At 43.5% G+C, this 16,440-nt stretch carries 10 protein-coding genes and 2 pseudogenes; all 12 read left to right on the forward strand.

The annotated features are described in order from the left end of the window. Position 1 precedes the first annotated feature (1 nt). The 12 genes and pseudogenes from B0F88_RS10230 to B0F88_RS10290 all read left to right on the forward strand — a co-directional run bounded on the left by B0F88_RS10230 (position 2) and on the right by B0F88_RS10290 (position 15,424). Entirely contained in the window at positions 2-2,176 is a 2,175-nt protein-coding gene (locus B0F88_RS10230; RefSeq protein WP_104423839.1) for a hypothetical protein, read from the forward strand. Further along, positions 2,173-3,150: a hypothetical protein gene (locus tag B0F88_RS10235; RefSeq protein ID WP_104423840.1), complete on the forward strand. Its 978-nt coding sequence runs from the start codon at positions 2,173-2,175 to the stop codon at positions 3,148-3,150. Before B0F88_RS10230 ends, B0F88_RS10235 begins: the two co-directional genes overlap by 4 nt. 24 nt (positions 3,151-3,174) lie before the next feature. Beyond that, positions 3,175-3,681 (forward strand): discoidin domain-containing protein, encoded by a 507-nt coding sequence (locus B0F88_RS10240; protein ID WP_104423841.1) that lies wholly within the window; start codon positions 3,175-3,177, stop codon positions 3,679-3,681. Positions 3,682-4,240: 559 nt separating this feature from the next. Beyond that, entirely contained in the window at positions 4,241-4,960 is a 720-nt protein-coding gene (locus tag B0F88_RS10245; protein WP_104423842.1) for a TVP38/TMEM64 family protein, read from the forward strand. Further along, complete coding sequence (locus B0F88_RS10250) at positions 4,960-5,700, forward strand: glycosyltransferase family 2 protein (RefSeq protein WP_104423843.1); 741 nt, start codon at positions 4,960-4,962, stop codon at positions 5,698-5,700. The genes B0F88_RS10245 and B0F88_RS10250 overlap by 1 nt, the downstream gene beginning before the upstream one ends. 17 nt (positions 5,701-5,717) lie before the next feature. Next, positions 5,718-6,458 carry a class I SAM-dependent methyltransferase gene (locus B0F88_RS10255; protein ID WP_104423844.1) on the forward strand — a complete coding sequence of 247 codons (741 nt, stop codon included), beginning with the start codon at positions 5,718-5,720 and terminating at the stop codon, positions 6,456-6,458. A gap of 19 nt (positions 6,459-6,477) precedes the next feature. Then, positions 6,478-8,616, forward strand: coding sequence for a discoidin domain-containing protein (locus B0F88_RS10260; protein WP_104423845.1), 2,139 nt, complete (start codon positions 6,478-6,480; stop codon positions 8,614-8,616). Positions 8,617-9,057: 441 nt separating this feature from the next. Beyond that, positions 9,058-10,983 (forward strand): acyltransferase family protein, encoded by a 1,926-nt coding sequence (locus B0F88_RS10270; protein WP_104423847.1) that lies wholly within the window; start codon positions 9,058-9,060, stop codon positions 10,981-10,983. Positions 10,984-11,393: 410 nt separating this feature from the next. Next, entirely contained in the window at positions 11,394-11,516 is a 123-nt protein-coding gene (locus tag B0F88_RS19995) for a hypothetical protein (RefSeq protein ID WP_445641280.1), read from the forward strand. A gap of 147 nt (positions 11,517-11,663) precedes the next feature. Beyond that, positions 11,664-12,595, forward strand: a pseudogene (gene tnpC, locus B0F88_RS10280) (IS66 family transposase). A 34-nt stretch (positions 12,596-12,629) separates the two neighbouring features. After that, positions 12,630-12,785 (forward strand): annotated as a pseudogene (locus B0F88_RS19535) (IS256 family transposase); the annotation flags it as partial. A 551-nt stretch (positions 12,786-13,336) separates the two neighbouring features. After that, complete coding sequence (locus B0F88_RS10290) at positions 13,337-15,424, forward strand: discoidin domain-containing protein (protein WP_181049878.1); 2,088 nt, start codon at positions 13,337-13,339, stop codon at positions 15,422-15,424. The last annotated feature ends 1,016 nt before the right edge of the window (positions 15,425-16,440 follow it).

The following is a 16,440-nucleotide window of genomic DNA, read 5'->3' on the forward strand; positions in this document are numbered from 1 at the left end:
AATGACTAAATACAAAAATTTATCTGTTGCAGTTCCATGGAGTTTGAGCCACTACATTCCCCTAAATGGTTTTCATCCGTTATATCGGGCTCTATTTGATCACCGCCCGGAAAATATAACAATTAATGCCTGGGATAATATCGAGTTGTCGCAGGTACTGCATGGCGACAATGAGCTAAGAGTAAAATTGCTCAAGGCCGTTTCAGTGCAACATAAAATGCTCAGAAGTAAGATCAGCTCTAGTCTTGCTGCGAAATACATAGAAGGATATTTCCCTCCCAATATAGCGCTAACTAGCTTGTTGCCGGGAGATATCGAATTCCATCATACTGCCCCCTTCCCGAGCCTGACACGGCCATTTGTGTTTCATTGTGAGTCCTTTGCCCCCATTTTTTTTCCTTTTTCCCACCAAGGTAAAGGGAAGATGCTGTCGCATGAAAAGCTTCGCAGCCATTACCGACGCATCTTGGGTGATCCACTTTGCCTGGGAATATTTTCGCACGTTCCAGAAACGCTTCAGGATATAAGTCATTTTTTTAATTCCCCCGCCATCGATGCAAAACTACACCCATCAAGAATCGGGCTGGGCGGTCAATCGCTACCAAAAGAGATACCAGAAAAAAGAGGGCTGGTATCTACCCCCCGCTTTTTGTTTGTAAATTCGGCCAACCAGAATCCTGTGAACTTTTTTCATTGCGGCGGACATGTAGTGTTGCGATTCTGGCAGAAATTGATGGCATCAGGTCGCCAGGGTAAACTTTATTTGCGTTGCGCCCGCCCCAGCGATGAATTGCTAAGTAAGCACGGAGTGGATGTTGCTTTTCTTCATAGGGAAGAATGTAATAGTGTTATCTGGATTCAAGATTATCTGACCAATCAGGAATTGAATGCTTTGATGACGGATGCGCATTTTTTCCTTCTTCCAAGCGCTTCATTACATTCAGTATCGACCATGCAAGCAATGGCTTTAGGGACGGTGCCGGTTATTTTCGACACGGTCGGAACATCGCTTTATGTGAAGAACGATCATAACGGTATTGTTCTTGAAGGCGTGTTTTCAACAAATTGTATGAAAAATCCGGCAACAGGTGTCTTGATTGACAATTATCATCGTAATCGGGCGCTTGATGACTCTCTGGTGCGTCAGCTTACACAACGTATCACTGAGCTATTAGTAGAGCCAGATGTTTTTGATGAGTTGCGGCAAAATGCTTTGGCTGATGCGCGCAGCCAATTTTCCGGCAGTTCTTTCAGCAATGAATTCTGGGCGACAGTCCAGACACTGTTTACGGAACATGCCGGCAGAGAGTCACGCTCAAAGCCGAAGTCATCCGCAGCAATCGCGGGGCTTGAGCACTGCACTGTCGATCAGAATGATTGGGCAAGAATCTTTGAAAGTGTTCAGCAGCCTGTCACAAGGATTTTTTCTGGCAATGGCCGGGTTACAGAGTTAGGAGGCGCTTTCATACACACCATCGGCAGTTCTGTGGTGAGACGTCATAATTGGTCGGCTTTGGCGGAATACTATAAGAATGGTCCGAGACTTACCTATGCAAAAAGTATCAAGGAGTTGGAGGGGCGCTATATGTCCCGCTCAGGAGACGCATGTATTGAAAGTCGGTTTCGCATGGTCATAGATTGGACTTCAAGGTTATTAAGTCCATTCCCCAGGCTTCATCGGGTTGCGGCCAGAATTTTAAAAGTGACTAGAAAGCGAGGCAAGCCATTAGACAAATGGGTTAGATCAGAACTACAGCTTGATGTCCAGCTGGTCAAACAGGATGCCTCCGGGTTTAACGTGATTCGTTATTTTGACAAGTACTACGCAATTCCGCAGCACCAAGGTGAATTTTTGAAAGAAAAGGCTGATAACGGTGACTACAGTATCTGTTTTGTTGGAAACTCGGTTAAAGAGGTGCTGCGCCAAATTGCCGAGCATGATGTTCAGACTCAAGAGGAAGGCAGAAAACAAAATCAAAATAACGCATCTGCCGAACTAATAGAGGAAGGGATTCACGGATTCAATATTATCCGTTTCTTAGATTGCTTTTATGCGATACCACAAAGCGAAGGAGCCTTTGAATATGACCGATTTCTCGCCGGAGGGTATAGTCGAATTTATACTCAGCAATCCGTTGCGGATATTAAAGCTGCAATTACGAGACACAACGCATGACCTCCAACTTACAGGCAAATTCTACTGTTCACCTCTGGATTTACAATCATCCTTTTCATGGCGTTACCGATCAGATTGAATATTTTCTAATGATTATGCGGCAAAACGGCTATCAGGTTTCAGTGGGTAATCAACCACGCATTGATGCATTAAATGTCGTCATCGAGAATTTTTCGGAGTCCACGAGCGAAATACTCATAAATTTTTGCCGCACTTCGGGAAAACGAGTGGGAGTCATCATGACAGAACACCTTGACTTCATAGGGGAACAGATTTATATTCATGGCGACCCTTTATGGAACGACAATGATTACATGCACCCAGCTACTCAAGTGGCTCGAATAAAGAACCTCATGGATTGCGTACAGTTCATTCAATGTTTTTTTGTCCTTGGTGATCTGCCTGAACTCCTGAATATCAATGAGATGCTCCCAGGAGTAGCTGTGCGGACGTTACCGTTTCCAAAATTTCAGCCATTGTCCACAAATGCTCTTATTCAAGACAATAATTTAACTGCAGATATGGTTTTTGCTGGTGTTGTTACCAGCTATCGGGCCGATTTGCTGGGACAACTGGAGGGGCAAATGTCGGTAACTTGCCCTGGAACCTTCGTGTCTCGACGAGTAAGAGATAATCTTAGTCGGTCAGCGAAGATTGTCCTCAACATCCCTCAACGTAAAGATTGGAAATGGCTATCCTTGATGCGAGTTATGGCCGCGCTTCGCTGCGGCAGAGCAACAGTTTCTCTTGGCACCTCGGATAATTCAAAAATATCAGCCTGCTGCACACAGCTTGATATAACGCAGGCTGATTGGCTAGATAGCTTAAGAGAATACGTTAGTCACTGGGATACAACTTATCAGCATGCGTTTGAAAATTATGAGGCGATGGCGATAGCTTTCGAGCAAGAAAAACCCTTCCCAAGTGATATTTTTGAATATTGGGCTGTGATTGAGCAATTTCACTTTAAATAAATCAACTAAGAAAAGGACAGTTTTATGCAAACAACTAAATTTTGTACTATTGCCTTGATTTCTACGGCTGCAGCGATTTTTGCAGGTTGTGACAGTTCAGAACAATCTGTTAATAACATAGAAGCAACCAAAGCTTTTATAGTCACTGCCAGCTCCCAATTACAAGATTATGGTCCACAAGGACTCTTTGAAGCGGTGCAACCTGGATGGCATTCGGCTACGCCTCCAACATATCCTGAGTCCCTGATGGTCGATTTTATGACGCCACAAAAAGTCAAATTTATAGGCTTGCTGCAACAGGATGGCCTCCCTGCCCGTGCTCCGAAGTCGTTGCGGATCGAAGCCAGCAGTGATGGGAAAACATGGACAGAGGTCGGAGGCTCCGATGATGCGTGTGTGCCTAATAAACCTGACGGATGGGTCAAGATTGATCTTGCAAAACCGATTACAACTCAATACATGAAAATCGTGATTTTTTCGAGCTGTGGCGATACGCCGCTTTTGACCTTGAGAGGGCTACGCGTTGGCTAAAAATAGAACGGTGTTGGTGAAGATCGAGCGTATGAAAGACCATGAATCACTTTTTACCTCTAATTCGGAACCGACACGTTACAGTAGATCATACGGTACAGGGCAATCAAGCTGAAGTTTTAACTATTTAAAACCAATACGATACAAATGGGCTTTTGTGGGGCTATGATTACCCTGAGATGATAATGTTTGTAAGCAATTGGTTTTTAATGCTATTGTAAAAACTGAGTTCATTTAAGCGTTTGCCCTGACATGCTAAGCCTGATAAGACAGCGGGATGCTCCCGTGATAAAATGCACTTGTATTTTTGGGGCTTGTGCGGCTAAGGTGTCTGGGAGGCGTGAGATTTATACCTTTTAGCACTTCGGTGATCTCTTCTTTATTGGTCGTTAGCCGGTCACCTGACTCGAGGACCGAGGACCGAGGACCGAGGATCGCAGGAACATATTTTTAATGAGATTATTTCACTGATGTTAATCAAGCTGGATTTTAGCGGCGACCGAATATTGCATATCTATTGCCGAACTTTTTCGGCATTCAATGAATTAGGCTTGATTGCATGTCTTTAATACTAAAATCTATACAGAAAAAACGCGGGATTCGCCGCTATATTGGCCCCAAACGAATCATCCTGCTTTTGGGGTTTATTGCTTTTGTATTTTGGGCTTGGGACCATTACCACGCCGGTTCCCTCAGCCCGGCTATAATTGAGCAATACGGTAATTACCACCCTGTACGCGCAATCATATTATTCATCCTGGTTTATGCAATATCAGTCATTGCTTCTGTGCCGTCCCTACCGTTAAATCTTGCCGCTGGATTTTTTTGGGGTGGTTTTCTTGGAGGCGTTTACGCCACCATAGGAATGACTACCGGTGGCTGGATTGCATTTATTGCGGCCAGATTGTTAATTGGTCAGCCGCTCTCGGAAAAATTTGATAATAAATGGGTGAGCACGGTACAACGCGAGTTCGATCAAGGTGGTTGGAAATTTGTTGCATTCGCACGCATTAACCCTATTATCCCTGCCGGTCCTTTAAATTATTTGCTTGGCCTTACTTCGCTATCGAATTGGAATTTCCTCTGGGAAACTTTTATTTTCTTGCTACCCCCAGCAATTGCAATTGCCTACATCGGCGATACACTTCAAACCTTTACTACCCAGCAATCTGATGTCAACGAAATAGTCAGGAGCATTCTTATTGTATCTGCTGCCGTGACATTTTTGGTTAGCATAAAATTCGCCACAACAATATTCAAGAAAACAAAGGATCAATAATGAAAACAACCCTCCTGGTAATGACGTTAAATGAGATCGATGGCATGAAAGCTATCATGCCCCAGATAGACAAGTCATGGTGTGAACAAATAATTGTAGTGGATGGGGGATCAACGGATGGAACCATTGAGTGGGCGCGTGAAAATGGTTACGAAGTTCATGTACAAAGGCAAAAAGGCATCCGCTATGGATATTTCGAAGTTATGCCGTTGGTTAAAGGGGACGTTATTTTAACTTTCAGCCCAGACGGTAATTCACTTGTTTCGGCCATTCCACTACTAATCGAAGAGATGAAAAAAGGTTTTGATATGGTCATCGGCTCCCGGTACCTACCCGGCGCGGGCAGCGAGGATGACGACATAATTACTGCTTTTGGTAACTGGCTCTTCACAAAAACTGTAAATCTCCTTTACGGGGCGCATTATACGGATGTCATGGTCATCTTACGGGCCTATCGTACATCGTTGATTGATGAACTGGATTTGCTAAATGAAAAGGCTTATACAATACCCGAACGGCTATTTGGAACAAAAATAAGTTGGGAGCCGTTGATGTCCGTTCGTGCTGCTAAAATGAACATGAGAATTGGCGAAATTCCTGCGGCAGAACCAGCCCGTATTGGAGGCGAAAGAAAATTACAGATACTACGCTGGGGTGCCGCCTATTATTCCCAATTCTGGTTGGAACGGTTTTTTTGGCTTGGCGGTAAAAAATGCGCCAAAAACAAAACCACGCAATGACCGGTTAGGTAAGCAATATGCAAGCAAACGAATATGAATTAATGCGCGACGTTCAAGGTCAACATTGGTGGTGGCTTGGGCGCGAAAGGTTATTACGCTACATGATGGATAAATACCTAGTTGGCGATCGTCGCGATTACCTAGTTGCCGACGTGGGCAGCGGTTTTGGCGCGAATATTTCTTTATTGTCAGAATATGGCACCGTTTATGCGTTGGAAACTGATAGTGATTGCTTGGCATACATATCTGAAACCGAACCGGAAGCAACTCCAATTAGATGGCAATCCCCTGAGCCTGTTGATCATAAGTTCGATGTAATGCTCTTGGCGGATGTGCTGGAGCATATCGAGGATGATCATGCTGCGATGCAGTGGGTTGCCGACCATTTAAAACCAGGTGGATTGGCATTTATTACAGTGCCGGCACACATGCATTTATGGTCTGAAATGGATGAAGTGGTACACCATTTTAGGCGATATTCCAAAAACGCGTTATTGGATACAGTCAACTCAAAACTGACGATTGAAAAGCTCAGTTTTTACAACGCTATCTTGTATCCAGTAAAGATTTTGTTCGTGGCATTAACTACGGCTTTGCGAATGTTTTTTCCCGCCAAGACCAAAAAGTCCTATAACGATTTACCGCCTTCATTTATTAACACTATTTTTAAAGTCATCATGTACGTTGAGGCGTGGGTGATCCGCTGCATTAACCTGCCTTTTGGCGTTAGCCTTGTAATGGTTGTGAAAAAATTGTAAGTCGAGATTAGAGACACTAATGAGAACACCCGCTTGCTTTACTGAAGTACGAAAATATTGGAATACAGAAACGGTTCTTTCAAAAGGTTTGATCCTTACAACGCTTTTATTGTTGGTGATGGCCTACCTTCCGACATTACAATTCGACTATGTAACACAAGATCAGTGGAGAGCTTTTAGATATTCAACTCTGGAACAGACTCCCTACGAACGCGCAAAAGCTTGCGTGGAAACGACTTGGAAGTTTTATGTCCAGACAGGAAGGCCGTTGGTATGGATGACAGAGTGTGTGGAGCATACAGCGGTAGCGAAGATTTCGGATTTTATCTACCTGCGTCCGCTTGTTCTGTCTACTGTGCTTATTACTGCGGTTTATCTTGGCGCGGTGTTGGCCCCCATAGTTGGCGGCTTAGCTATGGGAATATTGGCTGCTTCGGCTTTCTTGATGGCTCCAGGATATTCTTTCATGTACCTTCAGGGCATGCCAGCCTTAATGGTACTGATTTCTGTTATTTTGGCGGCCGCATCATTCAGTCTCCTAAGAAAGTGGTCCGACAAAGACTTAACTACCCAGGACTTTAAAATAACAAAACTTTGGGCGCCCTTTTTTCTGTTTGTGTCGAGTTGTTTAATGTATCCAGCATGGGCATTTTTGGTTGTTCCGTTAGCTTGGATAGCATTTGGTTTTGACCAGAATAAGTCCTGGTCAAAGAAGATTAAGTCTCTCTGTTTGACACTTTTATTTTATTTCTCCGCTGCAGTTTTCTATTATCTTTTTGTAAAAATTACAGCCGTCATTTTGTTCAAGCTAACAGGATATAATCCCGATTTGGGGCCGTATCAAGTGGCGGTGCAGTTGAGTCCGGGCATAATCTGGGAGCGCATACTAGAATCGGCAAAATATTTTTATGCGATGCCACCATTAAATTTTCATACGCCAGAAGGTTTGCCTGTGGTTCTGCTTGGGCTTTTTACTGCAAACACTACTTGGTGCGCATATAAAAATAAGAACATGAATTTATTATCTGCCATTGCTTTCAGTGGACTCATTTTCATTATTGGCTGCGTTATTCTTCTTGCTTCAATTTCACCATGGTTATTTAGCCGAATGGACTCTCTTTCGACTAGGCATCTGATACCGTGGTATTTGTTTTTTTGCGCGACATTTGTTGGCTTAATATTTTTAGTTGCAAAAAATCTCTTCCCAAAAATTAGTAGTTTGGCGCCTGTTTTTACTTTGATTGTTTGCATGATTCCTATCGCTGCAATACAAAATAAACTATCTTTTTTAGAAGTAGTCGTCTCTGAAATCGAAATTCAAAATATGCGGTCAATATTAGGCGAGTGGTTGGAGGGCAAGGGGTATCTGGGCCATAGGTATTTATTGGTTGTTCGTCCTTCAGAAAGCAGACCTGCTTTTGTAAAAGAATTGCTCGATAATACGGAAAATATTAGGATGAACGGGAAAATTAATAACGAGAATGCTATGTTATCCAGCGCAGGTAATCCTGTCACAATCCCATGGATGATTAACGCCCTACTGAGAGAAAAAGAAAACCACCCGGTAGGTAAATCAGTCGAGATAGTTGACTGTTCTTTTGATCAAAATTGTGCAAATAACATTGTCGCGGATAGTGCCAAAGTGGCGCTAGGAATTACTAATGGTGATGTACCAATTAAAAGCATAGAAAATCCGTTCATAATTAATAACTCAGCTATCACTTCAAAACCAATAAATCCAGTAATTGAACGAGTGGTGTTGCCAGACGTTAAAGCATCATCCCAAATGGAAAGCCTTGGTCCTCAAGGTCTGTTTTTCCACAGACAACCTGGGTGGCACGCTGAGCGCAACCCAAAGTACCCGCAGACGCTGTTAATTGACTTTCATGAGCCCCGATCATTTGGTACTATAGGATTGCTACCCCAAGACGGAAACGTTGGCCGCGCACCAAAAGCCATAGGCGTTGAAGTTAGCAGTGATGGTGAATCATGGACGTCAGTAGCAGCTACTGACAATGCTTGTACATCGAATGCATCACAAGAGTGGCGCGATATTAAATTTGCTAAACCAGTGAAGATGCGTTATCTGAAGATTCTTATATTTTCAAATTGTGGTGATCCAGAGTTCTTAACGTTGCGGGGTTTGAGGGTCGAATAATCAAAGCACGGGCAGCGCCAATTTGTCGTATTGTCCCAGCCACTGATAGATGCAATGGCGATTGAGGTTAGATATACTGGCAACGGCTAATGGACTTCCACCTCGTTCCCATATCAACGGGCCAGGGTTTTTCGCTAAAGCGAAAAATGATTTGGCAATTATGCATTCAAAGCGATCCGCTTTCATCCCCCGCCCGTCAGACGCACAATTTCGCGTTGCTGCGCGCCATGCTCCCGTATGCTTGGATCATCGGATGGTTGTGCATTTTGACTACGCTAACGCTACACTGCGTCAAAACACCCGGCGGGGGGCAAAGTACACCATTCTGCCAACGTACGCATCCTGTATACTCCTTCGTAACGCTTGATTTAAGCGATGGATATCTGACTCTTCCTTCTATTTAAGTAACGAAATTATTATGAGGCCAACTGGAAAAATCTAATGGTACACAACATCAAACCAAGTTTATTAATGGAAAGTGGCAAAAACTATTATAGAGAGCTGGATGGATTGCGCGCTATAGCCGTTATTTTAGTCATTTTGTTCCACCTTGATGTATCTGCCGTTTCCGGCGGATTTATTGGAGTAGATGTCTTCTTTGTAATTAGTGGATACTTAATGACAACCATTATATTGGAGGAGATAAAATTAAAAGGTACTGTAGAGTTTAAAGAGTTCTTTGTTCGGCGATTTAAAAGACTTTACCCTGCTCTTATAACAACTTTGTTTCTAAGTTTTTTGATTGCATTCTTTCTTATGAGTGCTCAGGATCTTCAGAAATTTGGCGGCTCTGTTGTGTCTTCAATGTTCGGGATTTCAAACTTTTATTTTTGGAGTCAATCGGGCTACTTCGATGTTGCAGCGACTTTAAAACCGGCCCTGCATACGTGGTCGTTAAGTGTCGAAGCTCAGTTTTATATTTTTTGGGTTATATTGATAGCCTTTGCTGTTGTTAAATTAAATATTAAGCCATATATAGTTATACTTGGTATTGGCCTTTGTAGTTTGATGTTAAATATTTTATTTGAAACATCGATTAATACAGCAACTCAATTCTTTTTAATACCTTTTAGAATATACGAATTTGCGATAGGGGCTGCTGTATTTTTCTTAATGTATCTAAGACCTAGTTCAAAGATTTATGCCGATTTAGTGGTTTTTTTTGGCTTAGGACTGATATTTTATTCTGCCTTTACTTTTACAAGCCAGATTCGGTTTCCATCGTATAATGCTCTTATTCCATGTATTGGTACGGCTTTAATCATTTGGTCTGCAAATAGGTCGAACATTTTTTCATTTTTATTTCGTTTGAAGTTTGTCATTTATTTAGGATTAATAAGCTACTCGTTATACCTTGTTCATTGGCCGATTATTGTATTCTTTAAATATCAAAATTACGGGGACCTTGATATAAAAGATAAGCTTTTAATATTTTTTTTCTCTGTTTTGCTTGCTACTTTAATTTATCGATTTATTGAATCGCCTATCCGGCGCTTCAGTTCGAAAGGTAACACATTTAAATTCTTTTTATCATTTGCAGTAATTTCAATTATAGTGGTTATTCCCGCTGCAGGGGCCTGGGAAAATTCAGGCTGGCCTTGGCGTCACCCTGAAGGGGTTGATGATATCTCAAATAAGACCAGTGAATCTTTAAAATATAGAAACGTTAGAGATGCCGCATGCAGTTTTACCAATTTTGATAATTTTTCAAAGGAAAAATGTGTTTATCCGGAAAAAAATAAAATCAATATTCTTGTTTTTGGCGATTCAGTTGCTGATTTTTCATGGCATGGTCTGCATAAAAATTTACCCGCAGATCGGTATAATATACTTCAATTGACACCTTCTAATTGCCGTCCGGGTATTAATTGGGGGGAAGGCTACTGTCGGCAATCGAATGATTATATATTTAAACATATCTTAGAAAGCGATATTGAGTTGACGATTATAATCAGTTTAGGCCCTGATTTAGAAAACTTTAAATCTACACTAGACTTTTTTTCTAAAAACAACAAAAAAGTTTTAGTTATAGGTCTCCCGTTTATTTTCAAAGAAAGGTTGCCTGATATTTTAAGAAAAACAGTCCCGCTGCCAAAGAATGAAAGTGAAATAAATATTGCCGCTTCTAAGGGACTGATAAATTCGATGACGCAGGCGAGAGACCAGATGAAAAATGTTGCGGTTGCTGCCGGCGTTGCATATTACGATATTCAAGAACAGCTTTGCCGTATTCCAGATGATTATGAAACGTGTAATTTCATAGTCGACGGAACACTAATAACAGCGGACAATGTTCATTTTACGCCAAATGCTTCAACTCAAGTCTTCTCTGAACTTGGGAAAAGAATAATGCGGGAGTTCCCTTGAGGATATGAGGCCAGCTTAACGACGATCTGACAACAGCAGAAGTGGACATAAAATGCAGTCTAGGTTCTGTTGACGTTTGGCGGATTCAACTCCGAAGTGCAATCCTGGTGGGGGGCGTAAAATTTTTGTGTAAACGGTCATTAGGCAGGAAACTGCCGTACCTTAGTAAAGAGTCAAAATGACCGTATCAAAACCCATTCCTACCGACCTAATCGATAGCTTATGTCAGGTTATCAAAAACCCGAAGACCTGATCGACGGAAATGGCCTGCTGAAGCAATGTAAGCGGCCAGCCTTCCCACGTGTAAACAATATTCCGCCTGCGGCATCCTGTGATTTCTTGAACAGGAGAAATTATGGCCGCCACATCGGAAATGGCGTGAGCATATTGAAGCGTGGCAACGCAGTGGCTTGTCGCAAGCCGAGTATTGTGCTGAGCAGCCAATCAATGTTCGTACATTTTTTGCGGCGCGACTGAGCGACTATCGCAAATTACCCGAGTCCTCCGGCTGCCTTGATACCGGTGCGGGTTGAGCCGTCTGCGGCAGGCGTCATGGTATTTACCCATGCCTAAGGTCAACGCTTGGAGTTGCCCGCCTCTGTATCGGCGAATTGGGTGGCAGAGTTGTTTCGATGCCTGGCTTGATCGACACGCCCGCGGTGGGTTTGCTGACTTCGGTGATGATCAACAAATTCCTCGATCATCTGCGGCTGTATCGACTGGAACAAATCGCAGCTCGGGACGGCGTGAATCTGTCTCGTTCCACACTAGCTGATTGGGTCGGATGACTCGGCGTCGCCTTACAACCCTTGGTCGACCGCCTGACTTGGCATCTATTGCAGCGCGATAGCTTGCATGCCGATGAAACCCCGGCGCCGCACTCGATCCCGGCAACGGCAAGTCCAAGAAAGCCTATCTGTGGGGCTTACCGCAGCAATGATTTGCAATCTGGCCCAAACTCAATTGTCTTCGACTATCAAGCCGGTCGCAGTGGCCGCCTACGCAAGCGTTTCTACAAGACTGGCAAGGCCATCTCGTGGTCGACGACTATGGTGGTTACAAAGCCTTGTTTGCGGCTGCCCGTGCGCATCCCGAAACCCAACGTCTGCTCGAACCCTGTATCGAACTCGCGTGTTGGCCGCACGCGCGCCGGAAATTCTTTGACCTGTTCCAGACCAGTCAAAGTCCGATCGCGCAAGAAGCCTTGAACCGCATCGCGCTGCTCTATACCATCGAAATCGAAGGCCACCAGATGACAGTCGACGAGCGTCAACGTCTACGGGCAGAGAAAAGTCTGCCTATACTGGCGTCCTTATACGACTGGCTGCAACAAACGCGTCTGCGCACCGCGCCCAATAGCACCACGGCCAAAGCCATCGATTACAGCTTGAAATGCTGGGCGGCGCTGATGCGTTATGCCGAAACCGGTGATTTGCCGATCGATAATAACTCCGTCGAAAATAGCATTCGACCGATTGCCTTGGGTAAAAAGAACGGGTTGTTCGCTGGATCGGAGCGCGCCGGTCAACGCGCCGCCGTCATTCAAACCCCACTTGGCCCAATAGCCGCATCAACGAACTGTTGCCTTTTGCCTCAGCCGATTAAATCATAACGGCGACGGTCTGACGATGTGGAATGGTTGAGCGCTTACCAAGAATCGAGGCTCGTTTCCCAGCGATGAGGCGCTGTCAAAGCCGTTCTATCTGGCACTGATGAACATCAATAAAAAATGGACCATGCCTTTACATGACCGGAAAACCGCTTTGAATCGGTTTACTATTCAAACCGATGATCGAATGCCAAACCCTTTAATAAACTCCGTTTACACAAAATTCAGGACACCCTCCAGTTTGCTCCCTTTACCCGGATTAACCGGGTTCCTAAATTATTTATTGCGACCTTTTTTCTATCTGCAACCTTGGTTTTTTCTGTTGCTGCTATCGATCATGGTCACTTATACTATCAATAGCGATGTATTGTAGGCATTCACAGACCAGTAAACTGATGTTAACGACATCATCCGCCGCATTCTCATCGTATCGGTTGCCGTTAGATTTTTGGCGCCCATCAATTCGCCCTCAAATATTTTGAAGAAAAGATCGAAAAAATGGAGTCAAAGGCATGAAAACCCTCATGCCGAAAGTTGATTGTTCGTGCTGAGTCCAATCAGCGTTGTGGATGGTGGATCAACCGGTGAAACCATTTCGGTGGGCGAAGGCAAAACTGAAAATAACTGAAATACCAATGACGCACCACGTCGTATCGGCGGCGAAAGAGAGCTGCAAATCTTTCGTTAGGGAGGCTGTATTACTTCCAATTTATGTGTGAACTCTGGCTCTGGAGGCCGAAAAAAATGATATTTGAAAACCTGCTTAACAAGACAGTCCGAACGTGGAGAGGACAAGATGTAATTTCTAAATTAGTAATCATAACGTCGTTGCTTCTGGTCGTTCTTGCTTATTTGCCAACCTTGCAGTTCGACTATGTCACTCAAGATCAGTGGAGGGCATTCAGGTACTCAATTGACGGTGAACCAGCACTTGAGCGAGCAAAGTTGTGCGCAAATATGGTTTCCGGCTTGTATGTTCAGACCGGTAGGCCGCTGATATGGTTTACCGAATGTATAGGGCATGCCGGAGTATTCAATATATCTGATTTTGCTTACTTTCGGCCTGTCCTTCTAGTAATAGCACTTGTGACGGTGATGTACTTGGGTTCTGTTTTGTCACCGCTTGTTGGCGGCTTGGCTACAGGAGTAGCGACGGCTGCTGCTCTTATGTTTGCTCCGGGGTATTCTTTTATGTTTTTGCAAGGTATGCCGGCAGCGATGGTGCTCATTGCTGTCATCTTGGCAGCCGCATCCTTTAGTCAATACAGCCAAAGGAATAAAACAAATAGCGGAGAATTTAAAAGAATTTTACTTGCCTCCTTGTTTTTCGTATTAGCCTGTATGATATATCCGGCATATGCTTTTATGGTTTTGCCGCTCGCACTAATAGAATTTAGCTTTAGCAGTTCAATAAACTTATCAAAAAGGCTTAAAAATCTTTTTTCAACCCTTATCTTTTATTTCGGTAACTCCATTCTATATTATGTACTGGTCAAGGCGAGTGTCTCGTTATTGGAAAAGACTCAAGATTTGGGTGAGTACGAAGTAAGCGTTCAGCTCACTCCAGCAGTGCTATGGGAAAGAGTGCTTGCAGCAGCAACGTATTTCTACTCAATGCCGCCGCTGAATTTTTCTACCCCTCCAGGAGCAACTTTGATAATTCTAGTTGTGCTGCCCCTAATTTCTGGATGGTTAATCAGGAAAAAACGGAATGAAAGTGTTAGGTCGGCACTGATTTTTAGTATCGTTTTTTTATCAATCGCCAGCATTGTACTTTTGGCGTCGGCATCGCCCTGGCTCTTCAGTAAAATGGGTGGTCTTTCTACCAGGCATATTTTTCCTTGGTATTTGTTTTTTTGCTCAGCAATATCCGTACTTTTGTCATCGTTTTTTAAATTATTTTTAAATAAATATTCTAAGTGGACTCCTTTAGCTGCCTTACTACTCATAGTGTTGCCAACTGCTTTAGTTCAAAACCGGCTATCCACGCTTGAGGCGGTGGTTACTGGAGTGGAAATACAAGCTATGCGCTCAAGAATATCCGAATGGGTAGCTCAGAAAGGCTGGGTTGACAACCGGTTTTTATTTGTTGTACTGCCAAAAATTAATCGTCCCGTTGGTATAGAGAACATGCTTAAGGGTTCAAAGGTTAACCATGAGAACGCCGTGCTCGCAAGCGCATACAACCCAGTTTCTGTCCTTTGGATGGTTCATGCATTACTTCGAGAGCGTGTTGACCGGCCAAAATTTAATTTAGTTTACTGCGCTTTTGATCAAGAATGTGCGGATAAGGCTCTGGAAGAGCCGAAAAATATTGTTCTTGGCTATGCGTATGGGCAGGAGACAATTATTAGTAATGTTGAGCCATTTGTAATTAATTTCTCAGAGCTTACATCCAAACCGGTCAAACCTAAATTTTCGCGAATTAAGCCACCGAAAATTAGCGCATCCAGTACTCTTGGAAATTATGGTCCTTCGGGACTGTTTGCTTCGATGGACCCAGGCTGGCATGCAGAATTAAATCCAAAATACCCACAGGAAATAACAGTCGATTTTAACGAAGTAAAGCCTGTGAATAATTTAGCCATTTTGCCGCAAGATGGGCTCGTGGTGCGTATGCCAAAGACAATTAAGATTATGCTTAGTGAGGATGGAGCGTCTTGGGTTAGCGCTTTAACCTTTGAAAACAATTGCTTAGACGATAAGTCTGACGACGGCTGGCATAACATCAAACTTGATGAGCCGCGCAACGCGCGTTTTGTAAAACTTGAAATTCTGTCTAACTGTGGAGCTAAAGGGTTGTTGACGCTGAAAGGGCTGCGGATAGACTAGCGGCGTTTTGCGGCGTTTTAATACTGCGTGAAACGGCCCCACGTTCGGATAATGTGGCTACTTAAACTGGCCACATTTTTTAAAAATCCTTTTAAATTTAAAATGTGAGTCGAAATTAGCCAGTCAAAATCAAACACTTATACAGTCGAGCTCAGAGCCTCAGCCGCCAAGCTAAGAAAGCGCTGATTAAATTTCCGGGTATGGGATAATATTGTCATCAATCAAAACAAGCCTAATGCCGGCATGTCATATCAAGCCAGTTTTGCTGACCTCGAAACAACAATTTGGCTTTCAAAAGGCCCGCTACGTGGTCTGGAGATAAATGCAACGCAGGCCACTTGCTGGCGGGACTGGCAAATCTATACCTGCTCAGACGGCAGCTGATGGCTGCCTGAGGGCAAAATGTATCTGTCGTTTCCCGAAAACGACAGATGAAGAAGAATCGGGGAAAACGGTTAAAAATGCCATTTATTGGGTGCTGCCAAGTGGCGATTTTTGAGAAAATCAGTTTGTCTGGCAATTGTACGTGGAATGCGATTTGTTCAGCGCTTCCTTAAGTAACCTGTCCAAACAAAGCTGATATGAAATATCGACTTAAAGCCAAGCTGTCCTCTTTATATTTCATTTTTCAAACGGGCAGATGCAAAATATGCAGTAGCGGACGTAATATTGCATGTATCTTGATCGATTAATGCTCTATAGTAGCTTGAGGTGCAGTCCACTGTTTGCCAAAATTACTGCCGAGCAAGCGCAGACGGATTGCGCAACATAAAGTTAGTTTATTTTTTGAGAGCTACCATTCGTTAATTATGACGATCTAGATTATTTAACACTGAGAGTTTTAGGGTTCGAGTAATCCTTATTATTATTAATTAATTTTATCTTGTTATTCAATGAAGCCCCTATCAATTTCGTTGTTATTACCTACGCGTGGGCGTCCATTCCTCGTAGATCGCCTCCTCAGAAGCATTGGCGAGACAACGTCGCATCTCAACCGGGTTGAGGTCATACTGTAC

Origin of the sequence: Methylobacter tundripaludum, from assembly GCF_002934365.1 — a bacterium.
Lineage (GTDB): Bacteria > Pseudomonadota > Gammaproteobacteria > Methylococcales > Methylomonadaceae > Methylobacter_A > Methylobacter_A tundripaludum_A.

Coding starts and splice junctions, on each gene's coding strand:
- B0F88_RS10290 (WP_181049878.1), top strand. CDS start 13,337: ATGATATTTGAAAACCTGCTTAACAAGACAGTCCGAACGTGGAGAGGA.
- B0F88_RS10270 (WP_104423847.1), top strand. CDS start 9,058: ATGGTACACAACATCAAACCAAGTTTATTAATGGAAAGTGGCAAAAAC.
- B0F88_RS10235 (WP_104423840.1), top strand. CDS start 2,173: ATGACCTCCAACTTACAGGCAAATTCTACTGTTCACCTCTGGATTTAC.
- B0F88_RS10230 (WP_104423839.1), top strand. CDS start 2: ATGACTAAATACAAAAATTTATCTGTTGCAGTTCCATGGAGTTTGAGC.
- B0F88_RS10240 (WP_104423841.1), top strand. CDS start 3,175: ATGCAAACAACTAAATTTTGTACTATTGCCTTGATTTCTACGGCTGCA.
- B0F88_RS10245 (WP_104423842.1), top strand. CDS start 4,241: ATGTCTTTAATACTAAAATCTATACAGAAAAAACGCGGGATTCGCCGC.
- B0F88_RS10250 (WP_104423843.1), top strand. CDS start 4,960: ATGAAAACAACCCTCCTGGTAATGACGTTAAATGAGATCGATGGCATG.
- B0F88_RS10260 (WP_104423845.1), top strand. CDS start 6,478: ATGAGAACACCCGCTTGCTTTACTGAAGTACGAAAATATTGGAATACA.
- B0F88_RS10255 (WP_104423844.1), top strand. CDS start 5,718: ATGCAAGCAAACGAATATGAATTAATGCGCGACGTTCAAGGTCAACAT.